Annotated in this window: 16 protein-coding genes; 14 read left to right on the plus strand and 2 right to left on the minus strand. The window is 49.0% G+C overall.

Going from position 1 to position 14,014, the window contains the following annotated elements; all coding sequences use genetic code 11:
• The first annotated feature begins 10 nt into the window (after positions 1-10).
• From RGU75_RS05060 to RGU75_RS05125, 14 genes are all read left to right on the plus strand, one after another.
• On the plus strand, positions 11-442 hold the full coding sequence (locus RGU75_RS05060; RefSeq protein ID WP_322233587.1) for a biopolymer transporter ExbD: 432 nt from the start codon (positions 11-13) through the stop codon (positions 440-442).
• A gap of 192 nt (positions 443-634) precedes the next feature.
• On the plus strand, positions 635-3,280 hold the full coding sequence (leuS, locus tag RGU75_RS05065; protein ID WP_322233589.1) for a leucine--tRNA ligase: 2,646 nt from the start codon (positions 635-637) through the stop codon (positions 3,278-3,280).
• A 238-nt stretch (positions 3,281-3,518) separates the two neighbouring features.
• Positions 3,519-4,127 carry an LPS assembly lipoprotein LptE gene (gene lptE, locus RGU75_RS05070; protein WP_322233591.1) on the plus strand — a complete coding sequence of 203 codons (609 nt, stop codon included), beginning with the start codon at positions 3,519-3,521 and terminating at the stop codon, positions 4,125-4,127.
• Positions 4,128-4,139: 12 nt separating this feature from the next.
• Entirely contained in the window at positions 4,140-5,156 is a 1,017-nt protein-coding gene (holA, locus tag RGU75_RS05075; RefSeq protein ID WP_322233593.1) for a DNA polymerase III subunit delta, read from the plus strand.
• Between the two features lie 118 nt (positions 5,157-5,274).
• The gene (locus RGU75_RS05080) at positions 5,275-6,546 is read left to right on the plus strand and encodes a glutamate-5-semialdehyde dehydrogenase (RefSeq protein ID WP_322233595.1); all 1,272 of its coding nucleotides are present in this window, start codon (positions 5,275-5,277) and stop codon (positions 6,544-6,546) included.
• A gap of 83 nt (positions 6,547-6,629) precedes the next feature.
• Positions 6,630-7,052, plus strand: coding sequence for a CopD family protein (locus RGU75_RS05085; RefSeq protein ID WP_322233596.1), 423 nt, complete (start codon positions 6,630-6,632; stop codon positions 7,050-7,052).
• Between the two features lie 87 nt (positions 7,053-7,139).
• Positions 7,140-7,748, plus strand: a complete 609-nt coding sequence (locus tag RGU75_RS05090) for a 2-hydroxychromene-2-carboxylate isomerase (RefSeq protein ID WP_322233600.1) — start codon at positions 7,140-7,142, stop codon at positions 7,746-7,748.
• Positions 7,749-7,989: 241 nt separating this feature from the next.
• Positions 7,990-9,243, plus strand: a complete 1,254-nt coding sequence (locus RGU75_RS05095) for a class I SAM-dependent RNA methyltransferase (RefSeq protein ID WP_322233601.1) — start codon at positions 7,990-7,992, stop codon at positions 9,241-9,243.
• 455 nt (positions 9,244-9,698) lie between these two features.
• Entirely contained in the window at positions 9,699-9,902 is a 204-nt protein-coding gene (gene hemP / locus RGU75_RS05100) for a hemin uptake protein HemP (RefSeq protein WP_322233603.1), read from the plus strand.
• A 138-nt stretch (positions 9,903-10,040) separates the two neighbouring features.
• On the plus strand, positions 10,041-10,373 hold the full coding sequence (locus tag RGU75_RS05105) for a hypothetical protein (protein ID WP_322233604.1): 333 nt from the start codon (positions 10,041-10,043) through the stop codon (positions 10,371-10,373).
• Between the two features lie 107 nt (positions 10,374-10,480).
• Complete coding sequence (locus RGU75_RS05110; protein WP_322233606.1) at positions 10,481-10,720, plus strand: (2Fe-2S)-binding protein; 240 nt, start codon at positions 10,481-10,483, stop codon at positions 10,718-10,720.
• Between the two features lie 16 nt (positions 10,721-10,736).
• On the plus strand, positions 10,737-11,435 hold the full coding sequence (locus tag RGU75_RS05115) for an energy transducer TonB (RefSeq protein WP_322233609.1): 699 nt from the start codon (positions 10,737-10,739) through the stop codon (positions 11,433-11,435).
• 134 nt (positions 11,436-11,569) lie between these two features.
• Positions 11,570-12,310, plus strand: coding sequence for a MotA/TolQ/ExbB proton channel family protein (locus RGU75_RS05120; protein WP_322233611.1), 741 nt, complete (start codon positions 11,570-11,572; stop codon positions 12,308-12,310).
• The gene (locus tag RGU75_RS05125; protein ID WP_322240253.1) at positions 12,310-12,726 is read left to right on the plus strand and encodes a biopolymer transporter ExbD; all 417 of its coding nucleotides are present in this window, start codon (positions 12,310-12,312) and stop codon (positions 12,724-12,726) included. The genes RGU75_RS05120 and RGU75_RS05125 overlap by 1 nt, the downstream gene beginning before the upstream one ends.
• Before the next feature lie 75 nt (positions 12,727-12,801).
• On the opposite strand, the gene RGU75_RS05130 is transcribed toward RGU75_RS05125, so the two are convergent.
• Positions 12,802-13,407, minus strand: coding sequence for a flavodoxin family protein (locus RGU75_RS05130; protein ID WP_322233613.1), 606 nt, complete (start codon positions 13,405-13,407; stop codon positions 12,802-12,804).
• Positions 13,408-13,542: 135 nt separating this feature from the next.
• On the minus strand, positions 13,543-13,896 hold the full coding sequence (locus RGU75_RS05135) for a DoxX family protein (RefSeq protein WP_322240255.1): 354 nt from the start codon (positions 13,894-13,896) through the stop codon (positions 13,543-13,545).
• Between the last annotated feature and the right edge of the window lie 118 nt (positions 13,897-14,014).

Raw genomic sequence — 14,014 nt, forward strand, 5'->3', positions numbered from 1 at the left:
CGGAACCAGTATGTCATTCGGTGGATTTAACGACAATCAGCACTCAGCGCCAATGGCCGATATCAATATCACGCCCATGGTCGACGTCATGTTGGTGTTATTGGTGATTTTTATCATCACAGCACCACTATTCACGCATGCGGTCAAAGTCAACTTACCGACCGCCCAATCCGCTCCCGCTCCAGAAAAGCCAGAGACGGTATCGCTGTCAATTGACCGCGCGGGCAAAATGTTCTGGAATGACAAGCCCATCGCAGAACCAGAACTGACAACGCAATTAATCGCTGCCGCACAACGCCAACCCCAGCCGGAATTGCAGTTGCGGGCCGACAAAGACACCCGATATCAGGTGTTGGCGCAGGTTATGTCACTGGCACAAAATAACGGTTTGACAAAAATCGGCTTCGTAACCGACCCAAAAAGCGTCCCTGCAGCAAAATAACTCCCTATTGAAAGACGGTCACTTGGTGAAATACTAACCGCCTCGCTTTTGGCAAAAAGATCGTCTCATCGTTAACTTCCGTCGACTCCCACAATCCCACTATCGTATGAGAGCACCTGAACCAGTATAATCACCGGTTCAGGGATAATTCTCCTATGCTTTTTCACATTCACTTTTTTAGTCCATCACGCCATGCAAGAAAAATACAGCCCGACCGACGTCGAAAAATCGACGCAAGACCATTGGCGCGCTATTGATGCCTATAAAGTCGTCGAACACGCAAAAGACAAGAACGGTCTAGATAAGCAAAAGTTTTACGCCTGTTCGATGCTGCCGTATCCATCCGGCAAATTGCACATGGGTCATGTCCGCAATTACACCATCAACGATGTCATGTATCGCTACATGCGGATGAATAACTACAATGTGTTGATGCCAATGGGTTGGGATGCGTTTGGCATGCCTGCGGAAAACGCGGCGATGGCAAACAACGTACCACCGGCCCAGTGGACTTATAGCAACATTGACCACATGAAAACGCAGATGCAATCCATGGGACTCGCCATTGATTGGTCACGTGAAATGACGGCGTGCAAGCCAGAGTATTACAAATGGAACCAATGGATGTTCCTTAAGATGCTCGAAAAAGGCATCATCTACAAAAAAACCGGTACCGTGAACTGGGACCCGATCGACCAAACCGTGTTAGCCAACGAGCAAGTTATCAATGGTCGCGGCTGGCGTTCAGGTGCGCTGATTGAAAAGCGCGAAATTCCAATGTATTACGCCAAAATTACCGATTACGCCGAAGAATTGCTGGACCACACCGAAACCAAATTAACAGGCTGGCCAGAGCGCGTGCGCTTGATGCAAGCGAATTGGATAGGCAAATCAACCGGTGTGCGCTTTGCTTTTCCACATAAAATCGAAGAAGATGGCAAGCTCATTCAGGATGGCAAATTGTGGGTGTTTACCACTCGTGTCGATACCATCAAAGGCGTGACCTTTTGCGTGGTAGCGCCAGAACACGCATTGGCCACCTTCGCCGCAAAAACGAATCCCGAACTGGTTGAATTCATCGCCGAATGCAAAAAAGGCGGGGTTGCCGAAGCAGATATGGCGGTAATGGAAAAGAAAGGGATGCCAACCGGGCTTTACGTTACGCATCCGCTGACCGGCCAGCTGGTTGAAGTCTGGGTCGGCAATTATGTCCTGATTACTTACGGCGATGGTGCCGTGATGGGTGTTCCTGCACATGACGAGCGCGACTTTGCGTTCGCGCAAAAATACGTATTGCCGATTCGCCCGGTGATCGCCGTGGAAGGCAAAGTGTATTCCACCGAAACCTGGCACGACTGGTATGCAGACAAACAAAATGGTCGCTGCGTCGACTCCGGAAAATACGATGGCATGCACTTTCAGCAAGCTGTTGACGCCATCGCTGCCGATTTGTCCGCGCATGGTCTGGGTGAAAAGAAAATCACCTATCGCTTGCGTGATTGGGGCATCTCGCGTCAACGTTATTGGGGTACACCGATCCCAATCATCCATTGCGAAGATTGCGGCGACGTACCGGTACCAGAAAAAGATTTACCAGTCTTGTTACCCGAAGATTGCGTCCCGGACGGCAGTGGTAATCCACTTAACAAGCATGAAAAATTTTTACATGTCGACTGTCCGACTTGCGGCAAACCTGCACGCCGCGAAACTGACACCATGGATACGTTTGTCGATTCGTCCTGGTATTACATGAAGTACACCTCGCCCGGTTCTACCGATGCGATGGTGGACGCGCGTAACGACTATTGGATGCCGATGGATCAATACATCGGCGGCATCGAGCATGCAGTATTACATTTGTTGTATGCGCGCTTCTGGACCAAAGTCATGCGTGATTTTGGACTGGTGAAATTTGATGAGCCATTTACCAATTTGCTGACGCAAGGCATGGTTCTCAATGAGACCTACTATCGCGAAGAAGCCAACGGCAAGAAAATCTGGCACAACCCGGAAGACGTTACTCTGACTTTCGATGACAAGGGACGTCCACTTTCAGCGCTTCTAAAAGCCGACGGACAGCCAGTCATTATCGGCGGCACGGAAAAAATGTCGAAATCAAAGAATAACGGCATCGATCCACAAGCACAAATTGACCAATACGGCGCCGATACTGCCCGTTTATTCACGATGTTTGCCTCGCCACCAGAACAAACGCTGGAATGGTCGAACGCGGGTGTCGAAGGTGCCCATCGTTTCTTACGTCGGGTCTGGAGCTTCAGCCACGCACAGGCCGCGAATATTATTCCGGGATCAAATAAGCAATATGCCGATTTGTCGGTCCCGCTCAAAACCTTGCGGCGCGAAGTCCATAAAATTTTGCAACAGGCCGACCATGACTTGAAGCGCATTCAGTACAACACCGTCGTATCGGCTTGCATGAAAATGCTCAACACGCTAGAAGCTACCAAGCTCGAAGCATCGGGAGCCAGCAATGCCGTACTGACTGAATGTCTGTCAATTTTCTTGCGCGTTCTCAACCCAATCGCGCCGCATATCACGCACACGCTATGGCAAGAGCTCGGCTTCGCGAAAGTGCATGGCGATATTCTGGACGCAAGTTGGCCGCAGGTTGATGCTAAGGCGCTTGAGCAAAGCGAAATCGAGATGATGATTCAGGTCAACGGCAAATTACGCGGCAGCATTATCATCGCCAAAGATGCTGACAAAGCCACCGTCGAAGCGCTGGCGCTGGCGCATGAAAATGTGCAAAAGTATCTCGAAGGAGCACCAAAGAAAGTAATTGTCGTTCCGGGCAAATTGATTAATATCGTTGCCTGATGTAAAAATGAATCGCTGAGTATTTGATGGACAGTGTAAGTTGCGCTTTAAACCGAGCACTTAACGAAAGGCTCAGCTAAAGCGCGAATTAAATCACCCGTGAAACGCTTAGTGATAGCTCGCATAAAACATGCTGCTTGATCTATTAAAGCGGTCCACTAAGTCACATAAGTGGACCGTCCGATTGCCAGCCAGGACAGCGATTTTCGTCCCGAATCTTGAAACAAGGAATATCTGTATGACGCGCGTTTTCATGAGTCGCCAACCGTTGGTTCGCTGGTCGATTATCATCGCCCTTACCGCTATGCTTGCCGCGTGCGGATTTCACTTGCGCGGCACTGCCAACCTTCCTTTCAAGACTATTTATTTGGGATCTGCTACAGGCACACCACTGGGAGTCGAACTCAAACGTAATATTCAGGCTAGCGGGACCACTGAAGTAGTTCCTAATGAAAAAGGGGCTGAGGCTGTGATGGAAGTGATCTCGCAGACGCAGGAAAAAGTCATTTTGACCCTCAACAGTCAAGGCCGTGCGCGTGAATATATGCTGTACTCGAGATTTTCATTCCGTCTAAAAGATGCGCAGCAGAAGGAGTTAATGCCACAAACCCTGATCACACTGAAGCGTGACATCAGCTACAACGAATCGCAAGAACTATCAAAAGTGGCTGAAGAAGCGCTGTTGTATCGCGATATGCAAACTGATCTGGTACAGCAAATTCTGCGCCGGATGAACGCACTCAAACCCGCTAACACTGCTAACAATACTGTGATAGAGCCATCGACAGCGACATCGCCAACAACATCGCCGGCCCCGTCAGTTCCATCGACAAAACCAGCGCCATAACGAGGACCGGCGATGCAACTGCGGATTGACGCTCTCGATACTCATCTGGCCAAGACAGTCGCGCCGCTGTACGTCATCACCAGCGACGAGCATCTGCTTGCGCTCGAAGCGGCGGATAAAATTCGCAAGAGTGCCCGCGCCAATGGCTGCTCAGAGCGCGATGTCTTAACGGTGGATCGTAGTTTTAAATGGGGCGAATTACAGGCGTCCAACCAGTCGCAATCGTTGTTTGGCGACAAAAAATTGATTGAGTTACACATTCCAACCGGCAAACCGGGCAAGGACGGTGGTCAGGCATTACAGCAATATGCGACGACGCTTAACCCCGACAATGTGACGATTATCACGTTGCCGAAATTGGATTGGGCAACTCAGAAAGCGGCATGGGTCGGATCGTTGCAGCAAACGGGTGTGTATATTGATATTCCGCTGGTTGAACGGACTCAATTGCCAAGCTGGATTGGTGTCCGGTTGGCAGGACAACAACTAAGCGCTGATCGTCAATCACTCGACTTTATCGCTGATCGGGTTGAGGGCAACCTGCTGGCCGCTCATCAGGAAATTCAGAAACTGGCTTTATTGCATCCACCGGGCAAGCTCAGTTTCGAACAAGTGCACGATGCTGTTCTCAATGTCGCAAGGTATGACGTTTTTAAATTAAATGAGGCAATGTTAGGCGGTGATGTTGCCCGTTTAATCAGGATGATTGATGGTTTAAAAGGTGAAGGCGAAGCATTGCCATTGGTTCTTTGGGCGATATCAGAAGAGTGCCGCACCTTATTGAAGCTAAAATCCGGTATGACGCAAGGCCGTCCACTCAGCGCGTTGCTGAAAGAATATCGTATTTGGGGGCCACGTGAACGTTTAATGGAACCGGCACTGCGTCGCTTATCATTGACGACTCTGGAAGCGGCATTACAACAGGCAGCGCAGATCGACAAAATGGTAAAAGGTTTGCGTGCCAAGACGTTCGCTGGTGATGCTTGGGATGCACTATTGCAATTGGGACTAAAAGTCGCACGTTCGTAAGTGACTGCCATGTAGTTTCTACTGTATCCAGATCCCGAAATGCATTTTGACGCATGGCTTTGGCTCTGTATTTCACGAAACCAGACCAACACTCAACATATCAGACATACTACCAATTATGGATATCCAACAATACATCACTAACGTCGGTCAACGTGCCCGGGCTGCATCTCGCCTGATGGCACGCGCCGATACGGCAACCAAGAACCGTGCACTAACGTTAATCGCTGAAGCGATCCGGCGCGAATCGGACACCTTGCGCATCGCCAATCAAAAAGACTTGGATGCAGCACGCGCCAATGGTTTGGAAGAAGCAATGCTGGATCGTCTGACGCTATCCGACAAAGCGATCACCACCATGATTGAAGGATTGCAGCAAATCGTCGCCCTTCCCGATCCGATCGGTGAAATTTCGAACATGAAATATCGTCCGACCGGGATTCAGGTTGGACAGATGCGCGTTCCTCTCGGCGTCATTGGTATTATTTACGAAGCACGTCCCAACGTGACCATTGATGCGGCTGGTTTATGTATCAAGAGTGGTAATGCGACTATTTTGCGCGGCGGCTCGGAAGCGATTAACTGCAATCAGGTGCTAGCCAAACTGGTCAAAGAAGGACTGGATGGTGCAGGCCTGCCAAGCGATGCGGTGCAAGTTATCGAAACCACTGATCGCGCTGCAGTCGGCGCTTTAATCTGCATGCCGGAATATATTGACGTCATCATCCCGCGCGGCGGCAAGGGCTTGATTGAGCGCTTGATGAAGGAGTCCAAGGTACCGATGATTAAACATCTGGATGGCATTTGTCACGTCTACATAGACGATCAGGCTGATCCAGAAAAAGCGGTAAAAATTGCTTTTAATGCAAAATGTCACCGTTACGGCACCTGCAACACCATGGAAACCCTGCTAATAGGACGTGCCATTGCGCCGCAGGTCTTGCCGGAACTGGCACGTTTATATCGGACAAAAGACGTGGAACTGCGCGCCGATGCCGAGGCTAGCAAGATATTACGCTCTTGCGACTATTTGCACGTGGTCGCAGCGACCGAGGAAGATTGGAGCACTGAATATCTGGCGGCAATTCTGGCCGTGAAGGTGGTTGAGGATATGGACGAAGCGATTACACATATTAATCATTACTCTTCCCATCATACCGATAGCATTGTGACCGAAAATTATTCCCGCTCGATGCGATTTTTACGTGAGGTCGACTCGGCCTCTGTAATCGTGAATGCTTCAACCCGGTTTGCGGATGGTTTCGAATTTGGGCTTGGTGCTGAAATTGGCATCTCCAATGACAAGTTACACGCACGCGGTCCGGTGGGTCTGGACGGCTTGACCTCCTTGAAATATGTGGTGTTTGGTCACGGCGAAGTACGCACCTAGAGGATTGTCAAAACAACCTGTTAAATCAACAAAGACTATCGATTTTCCCTCTGTTTTCGAATTAACTTTTTTAAGGATACTTCATGCTCTGGATCAAAGCGCTGCACATCGTCTTCATCGTTTCATGGTTTGCAGGCCTGTTTTATTTGCCGCGTATTCTTGTTAATCTGGCGCAAGAGACGGAACCGGTGGCGACACAACGATTATTGTTGATGGCACGCAAGTTATACCGTTTCATGCTGCCTCTTGCGATAGGTACTATTGTTTTCGGCGTGTGGTTGTGGCTAGGTTATGGTATTGGAAAAGGCCCGGGAAACGGCTGGTTGCATGCAAAGTTGCTATTAGTCATTCTTTTAATCGGTTATCACCACGCCAGCGGCAGCATGTTGAAGAAATTCGAATTAGGTACCAATAAGCGTAGTCACGTCTGGTTTCGTTATTTCAATGAAGTACCGGTGGTTTTGTTGCTAGCTATTGTTATTCTGGTGGTCGTCAAGCCGTTCTAAATCGGGCTGATCATTAGTTGGCGAATGGAAGCAAACATAAAAAACATAAAAAAAACCATAAAATAAACAACAGAGACAGGAATCGACATGAGCAAAATCTGTGAGTATTATTTCGCGCCTCAGTCGCCATTTACTTATCTGGGACATGCGCGACTTGTCGCGTTAGCCCAGAAATATGGTGTACAAATTGTATTAAAGCCAATCGACTTGTCAAAAGTATTTGGTGTTTCAGGTGGATTACCGTTAGCCAAGCGCTCACCACAGCGCCAAGCTTATCGACTTGAGGATCTCCGACGCTGGAAAGAGTATTTAGGATTGCCAATGAATTTGCAACCGACCTACTTTCCGGTGCACAGCGACGAGGCAGCCAAACTGATCATCGCGACCCAGTTGGCACACGGAACTCAGGCTGCACTAGATTTGACTGGCGTCATTATGCGTGCCGTGTGGGAAGATGAGAAAAACATTGCAGATACAGACACCTTAATCGGCATAGCCACAGCACTTGGGCATGATGGCAAAACCTTGTTAAAATCTGCCGACACTGCTAGCGTAGAGGCCGAGTTTGTTCGTTTTACCGATGAAGCCATTGCCGCCAATGTCTTTGGTGCGCCTTGGTACGTTGTCGATGGAGAAGGTCATTGGGGCCAGGACCGATTAGACTTCGTCGAGCGCGCCTTTGCAAAAATAGCATGATCTGATCCGCACGCGGTTTTAACACTACGTTTTAATACACGGCTACTAATGCTTTATTGGCACTTTAAGTAGATCGCACCAATGGATAGCAATAAATAAAATTGCAAACTATTTGCACCATCACTATCCGAATAGTCTGCAAGCAGTTCGCAAGTAAGACCACCGTTATTCACTTTTTCGTGAGTAATCATTTCACCGCTGCATCCCAGTCGATGCAGTTAACGGATTAAGAGAACCCCCTATGGCACAAGCACTCACAGCACAATCAGCAAGTTCGAAACACTCGTATTTTTGCCCTTGTCCACGCGGATTAGAGACCGCACTTGCTGAAGAAATCAATGAAATCGCACAACTAGCCGCTCCCGCGGTGACGCTCAGAGTCCATAATCAGGTGCCGGGAGGCGTACATTGCTCTGGCTTATTGAGTGACGCATGGCTTGTCAATCTGCACTCACGGATCGCCAGTCGCGTATTGATGCGCCTAGCACACTGCGCCTACAAGACTGAAAATGATATTTACGATAAGGCGCTCGAACAAGAATGGGAGAACTGGTTTCGGGTTGACCATACTATTCGCGTCGATATCACCGCCATTAAATCGCCCTTGCGCAGCCTGGAGTTCACAACGCTCAAAATCAAGGATGCGATTTGTGACCGGTTCCGCGACATCTGCGACGAGCGCCCTTCAGTTGATACCCATGCACCCGACATGCGGATCGTCGGATTTCTGGATGCGCATAATTTCACGCTTTATCTGGATACTTCGGGCGAAGCACTTTTCAAACGCGGCTGGCGCGCTGAAACGGGCGATGCGCCGTTACGTGAAAATCTTGCTGCCGGATTGCTACGCACTGCTGGCTGGAAGCCCGGCACGGTCTTGTTCGACCCGATGTGCGGCTCTGGCACCATTTTGATCGAGGCTGCACAAATGTTAGCTGGCATTCCTGCTGGTGCCCGACGCGCGTTTGCTTTTGAAAAATTTCATGGCTTCGAGATTGGCCAATGGCAAGCCATTAAAGGCGCCATTAAGCCAAATCCAATGCCACTGATACCGACCATTTTCGGCAGTGATATTTCTGGCGAGATGATCGACATGACGGCAGAAAATTTACGTAACGCTGGTATCCTTTTTGAAGTTCCGCTGAAACAAATTGAGGCACAGGAAGTCAGGCCGCCAAATGAACTCAGCGGCAGCGGGGGCATTATTTTGACCAATCCTCCCTACGGTGAGCGGATTGGCGTGCGCGGCGACAGCACACTGGCAACCGAAGATCTATTCAATGCGTTCTTTAGTGCCTTTGGCAATACGCTGAAGCAACGTTTCGCTGGCTGGACAGTATTCTTGTTCACTGCTGACCTGACTTTGCCAAAATTGCTACGTCTGAAAGAAGCGCGCAAAACACCATTTTTCAACGGCGCATTGGAATGCCGCTTGTTCCGCTTTGACATGGTGGCCGGCTTCAATCGCCGTGAGGCAGCTAAGCCAAAAGAGTAAGGTTGTCATACGCATGACGCTATCTTTATAGCGAACAAGTTAGAAAACTTGAAGGGCCGTCAAATGCGATTTGATGGCTTTTTTTTATTCAATCCACGATGGACCCCACCCCCTAATCTGGTCTAAATACAACGACCGCATCAGGACTTAGGGAATCTGTAAAACGCTAAAGTCAAAAAATCCCGCAGATCGCTTAACTTTGTAAATACGAGGTATAAATACGACTTCAGATAATAATGATTCTTATTTCGTGGTATAAATACTGTACTCGGAAATTTTATTGGTTTGTGGCAGGACAACTGTCGATAGAAGTTGATGATACGATATCATTTTGACCGCATAGTAGAAGCCTTTTATAAAATAGCTATCGCAAAGATAGTAAAAGCACTTGCAATCCCTGTTTAAATAGAGAATAATCTAAATAAGAATTGTTCGCATTTACATAAAGGACTATTATGGGTCACTCGTTACAGCGCGCAAATGAACATCAGGACCGTGAGCAATCCGTTTCAGTTGTCAGTAAAGCAGTCAAACCGACCATCACACGGATTACTAGTCGGGACCTTTTCCAGCAAATGCGTGAGCTGGAAATTGATCACGGCGGCAGAATTTACAAGTTACGACTGACGCAATTGAATAAATTAATTTTGACCGCTTGAAGTGTTGTTGAAGATTCCCCTCTTCTGAAGATGCCGAATAGAACTGCGTTAATTTCATTGAATAAAGTAGCGATAAAAGATGAAGTTCCCGATACCAGCCAGCCGAACAGCCAGCGATTCACTGACAAGGAGCACTTGATGGTTAACGAAGAGTTGGATATCACGTTTGCGGCACCTAATGAAGCGCCGGCACAACCGGAACTATTGGTATCAGCGGTATTACATCTGATGTCCCATTATACGGCGCATCATCAGACGAATCAGCCAGAGACACGCGGCTGCACAAAATTGGCATCGGTCATCGAGCGACATTTAAAGGCTTTGGCGGTGTTACCAAATCTGGCACCGGTATTGCGTACGACTTGTCAGCAACTATCGGAACAGTGGGCTACATTAGTAGAACGTAGTATGCCGCGGCAGGAAAAATATAATTTATTTGCGCGTCTTGTGACGGGCAATCGCAGTCATTAAAACAGTCACTTATGGCGTAAAAACCGCACCTGTTTTTACGCTTATTTCTTAAATCATTCGTTAATATCAATTGCTAATAAATTGCTAATAGATAGTAAAGGTAAAAAATGATCGTTTGTGTTTGCAATAATGTCTCTGAATGGAAAATACGCCAGGCGGTTAATTCTGGCATGTCTTCTATGCGGGAATTGCGGCAGAATCTAGGGGTCGCAACCAGCTGTGGAAAATGCCATTCTTGCGCCAAGAATGTGTTGCGTGAATGTTTGGATAATAATGTTCCCACAGCACACCGTCATATTCACGCATTGGTATTCCAACCGATGCCAAACGGTGCAATCGTTGCATAAAGAGTCGTTAGTGTAAATGAGCGCAACAATGTCGTCTTCACCGCAGGTCTCCACTTTTGTGTGGAATCAAGTCAAACGTATCGGGCCGCTCGGCGCGATTATCTTGTTACATGTTGGTTTTTTCATCGCCCTGAAAAGTGGCCTGATTCATCAAGTGGCACAAGCAATACCGAAAGAAGTGTTCGCCACCTTCATCACCCCCGAGCGCGCACCTGAACCAACGCCGCCAAAACCCCAACCCGCTGTACCGAAGACGGTTCAAGTCGTGAGGAAACATGTCACGCCGCCCCACCCTACACCGGTAATCGTAAATAATACGCCTTCCGAGCAAGCTATTTCTGTTCCTGTGGCACCGCCGCAGCCGCCGCAAAAAGAAGAATACTCGCCACCTGCGCCGGCACCGGTTGCGGCACCGGCCGCACCTGCTGTTCCCCGGACGATCAGCTCTGGAGTGGAGTATATTCGACCTCCTAGTCCTGAATATCCTGCTGCTGCCAAACGTATGGGCGAAGAAGGAAAAGTCGTCATGCGCGTGCTGATCAATGAAAAGGGGCGCGCAGAACGCGTAGAGATACAAAAAAGTTCCGGTTCGGCACGTCTGGACGAAGCAGCCAAACAGGCGCTTTTGCGGGCGCTTTTCAAGCCCTATATGGAGGATGGCAAAGCCCTGCCAGTGTATGCAATAGTACCTATCAATTTTCAGCTTTCAAATTAAATAAAGCATTCAAACACCCTATTAGCACCATTTAGCAAACGTATTCCATACCGTTAGTGTGGCGCGCAATCTATGCACCGAAGCGCCGCAACAACCAAATCAACGATCGCATTGTCAGAAATAAAGGAACAATCATGGAAGTAAGTCCATACGGTTTAGAAGCGCTCTGGTCACAGGGCGATATCGTGATTAAAAGTGTCGCGTTATTGCTGGTCATCATGTCCATCTCTTCGTGGTACGTTATCCTGACCAAGGCAATCCAACTTATCCGCTTGCAGCGCGCAGCGCACGCAGCAGGACATCAGTTCTGGGATACGACCAATCTACCTGAAGGTATTGCCACTTTAGGCACCGAAAATCCGTTTGCCGACGTTGCCCAAGCTGGCGTCGTTTCCATGCGCCATCACACCGCTCATAGCGGTCATTTACACGATCAACTTTCCACCAGTGACTGGGTAACCTTGTCTTTGCGCCAGGCAATTGATGAGGCCTCCAGCAAATTGCAAACAGGCATGGCGGTGTTGGCTTCAGTCGGTTCGACGGCACCGTTCGTTGGATTGTTCGGTACCGTGTGGGGGATTTATCACGCGTTGGTGGCGATTGGCACTTCCGGTCAGGCAAGCATCGACAAAGTCGCCGGGCCGGTGGGTGAGTCGCTCATCATGACCGCGTTAGGTCTCGCGGTCGCTATTCCAGCTACCTTTGGCTATAACGCATTGGTGCGCGGCAACAAAACCATCATCGCCAAACTCAATAAATTTGGCTTTGACTTACATGCATTATTCGTCACAGGGTCACGTGCTGATGCCAACAAAATTGGCAACGGAACAAGCCCTGAAACGACTTCCAAGTTAGTCGCTGTGAAAGGTGCATGATGTCAATGGGCTCCCTGTCCGACTCGGACGACGACTTTAATCCAGAGATCAACACCACACCATTAGTCGACGTAATGTTGGTCCTGCTGATCATTTTTATCATGACGATTCCGGTGATGAATCACGCTGTCAAAATCGATTTGCCACGTGCCACTAACCAGCCAGATCAGGTGAAGCCAGAAAGCATTAGCCTGTCAATTGATGCTGCCGGCAAAGTTTACTGGAACGATGAAATAGTTGATCGCAACGCACTCCAACTAAAGATTGCGGCGGCGGCAAAAAAAGAACCGCAGCCTGAATTACATTTGCGCGCTGAACGCACCACTGAATACGAAAAAATAGCGCAGGTAATGGCGGCGGCGCAATCTGGCGGATTAGGGAAAATTGGCTTTGTCACCGATCCTGAATCTAAATAAGCCAGCCTGACCGCATTGGGTCAGGCTTTGGCCGCACTAACTTCAAATTCAGCGAAAAAGCCCTGCCTCACTATCTCACAGGCTATTGAGCGAGCCACCTTGTGGATCAATCGAGAACAATTTGGCTGCTATCTCAGCAACGCGCAAGCCGTATAGACGCGCGGTTTCCAGGTCTCCCGAAGACATTTCTTCAGGAGATGCATCGGCTGGCGTCTGAGCCATTGGGCCAAGGAAGGAACCCATGCGATTTATGTCATCTCGTTGAGAAGCCTTCGTATTGGATGATTTCATTCCCATGCCCACCCAAATCCCGCGATGCTGTGCAGCGAGGAGAGTGAAATACTGAAGAGTCGCCAGCTTGTCTCCGTTGATACTGGCGCTATTGGTAAACCCACCAAAGACCTTGTCCTGCCATAGGTCGGCGAACCATGGTTTGGACGACGCATCCGCAAACTTCTTGAATTGCCAACTGGGGCCGCCCATATATGTGGGTGATCCGAGAATGATGTAGTGCGCCTCATTGATGTCTGCCCACGCCTGGTCAGACAAATTTCCTTCAGCATCGATTTGCAACAAGCTAGCGTTCGCGCCCTCCGCTATGGCGTCAGCCACCCGTTTTGTATGGCCATAGCCTGAATGGAAAACAACGACGCCTTTTAATTCCGAAGAAGAAATGCTCATGATAAAACCCTTAACGTTAAGTAGTACTGTTTGCCCCATTTAAGAGGCGATTAAAAAATCGGACTTGTTGAGATAGCTGTCATCGGGGCGCTTTTCGCTCCTTCCTGAAGTTGCCCCATTTGCGCCGTTTATTTATCAAATTGAGAGCCGCTGAGATCTTTGTGCCTCAGGCATAAGCTTTCCGGCCAAGGCGACGAAAATTAGTAACGGGAAGGTTGCATGTAGCCAGTCGTGATAAATCAGCAAAGTAATGACGGCGGCTCCCATGACTAACGCCCCAAGTAATACCCCGAGCTTGCTGGTCGCACGTCGCCCCTGGAGAACTGCGCTCAAAAGTTCGAGTGAGCCAGTTGCGTAGTGAAACCAACCGGGGTATCCCCAATTGAGGTAGTCCTCGCGTAGCGATAGCGGCGCGAAGATATTTAGTAGGCCAGCAAACACGAAAAATGCCACAAGGCTCCATGTCAAAAGTGCGCGCGAGGAGATCATTCTCAAAATTTAACCCTCCATTCAGAGGCAAGCGCACGCATATTTCGTTTGCTAGCGCCCTCCAGGCCGAAAGTTGCGTTGCTGACCTGAAACGCCATTTGTTGCTCAGTTATTTGCG

The sequence above is a fragment of the Glaciimonas sp. CA11.2 genome (genome assembly GCF_034314045.1).
Lineage (GTDB): Bacteria > Pseudomonadota > Gammaproteobacteria > Burkholderiales > Burkholderiaceae_D > Glaciimonas.

Bases quoted from the DNA above. Each gene is read 5' to 3' on its own strand.
- RGU75_RS05060 (WP_322233587.1), top strand. From the start codon at position 11: ATGTCATTCGGTGGATTTAACGACAATCAGCACTCAGCGCCAATGGCC.
- leuS (WP_322233589.1), top strand. From the start codon at position 635: ATGCAAGAAAAATACAGCCCGACCGACGTCGAAAAATCGACGCAAGAC.
- lptE (WP_322233591.1), top strand. From the start codon at position 3,519: ATGACGCGCGTTTTCATGAGTCGCCAACCGTTGGTTCGCTGGTCGATT.
- holA (WP_322233593.1), top strand. From the start codon at position 4,140: ATGCAACTGCGGATTGACGCTCTCGATACTCATCTGGCCAAGACAGTC.
- RGU75_RS05080 (WP_322233595.1), top strand. From the start codon at position 5,275: ATGGATATCCAACAATACATCACTAACGTCGGTCAACGTGCCCGGGCT.
- RGU75_RS05085 (WP_322233596.1), top strand. From the start codon at position 6,630: ATGCTCTGGATCAAAGCGCTGCACATCGTCTTCATCGTTTCATGGTTT.
- RGU75_RS05090 (WP_322233600.1), top strand. From the start codon at position 7,140: ATGAGCAAAATCTGTGAGTATTATTTCGCGCCTCAGTCGCCATTTACT.
- RGU75_RS05095 (WP_322233601.1), top strand. From the start codon at position 7,990: ATGGCACAAGCACTCACAGCACAATCAGCAAGTTCGAAACACTCGTAT.
- hemP (WP_322233603.1), top strand. From the start codon at position 9,699: ATGGGTCACTCGTTACAGCGCGCAAATGAACATCAGGACCGTGAGCAA.
- RGU75_RS05105 (WP_322233604.1), top strand. From the start codon at position 10,041: ATGGTTAACGAAGAGTTGGATATCACGTTTGCGGCACCTAATGAAGCG.
- RGU75_RS05110 (WP_322233606.1), top strand. From the start codon at position 10,481: ATGATCGTTTGTGTTTGCAATAATGTCTCTGAATGGAAAATACGCCAG.
- RGU75_RS05115 (WP_322233609.1), top strand. From the start codon at position 10,737: ATGAGCGCAACAATGTCGTCTTCACCGCAGGTCTCCACTTTTGTGTGG.
- RGU75_RS05120 (WP_322233611.1), top strand. From the start codon at position 11,570: ATGGAAGTAAGTCCATACGGTTTAGAAGCGCTCTGGTCACAGGGCGAT.
- RGU75_RS05125 (WP_322240253.1), top strand. From the start codon at position 12,310: ATGTCAATGGGCTCCCTGTCCGACTCGGACGACGACTTTAATCCAGAG.
- RGU75_RS05130 (WP_322233613.1), bottom strand. From the start codon at position 13,407: ATGAGCATTTCTTCTTCGGAATTAAAAGGCGTCGTTGTTTTCCATTCA.
- RGU75_RS05135 (WP_322240255.1), bottom strand. From the start codon at position 13,896: ATGATCTCCTCGCGCGCACTTTTGACATGGAGCCTTGTGGCATTTTTC.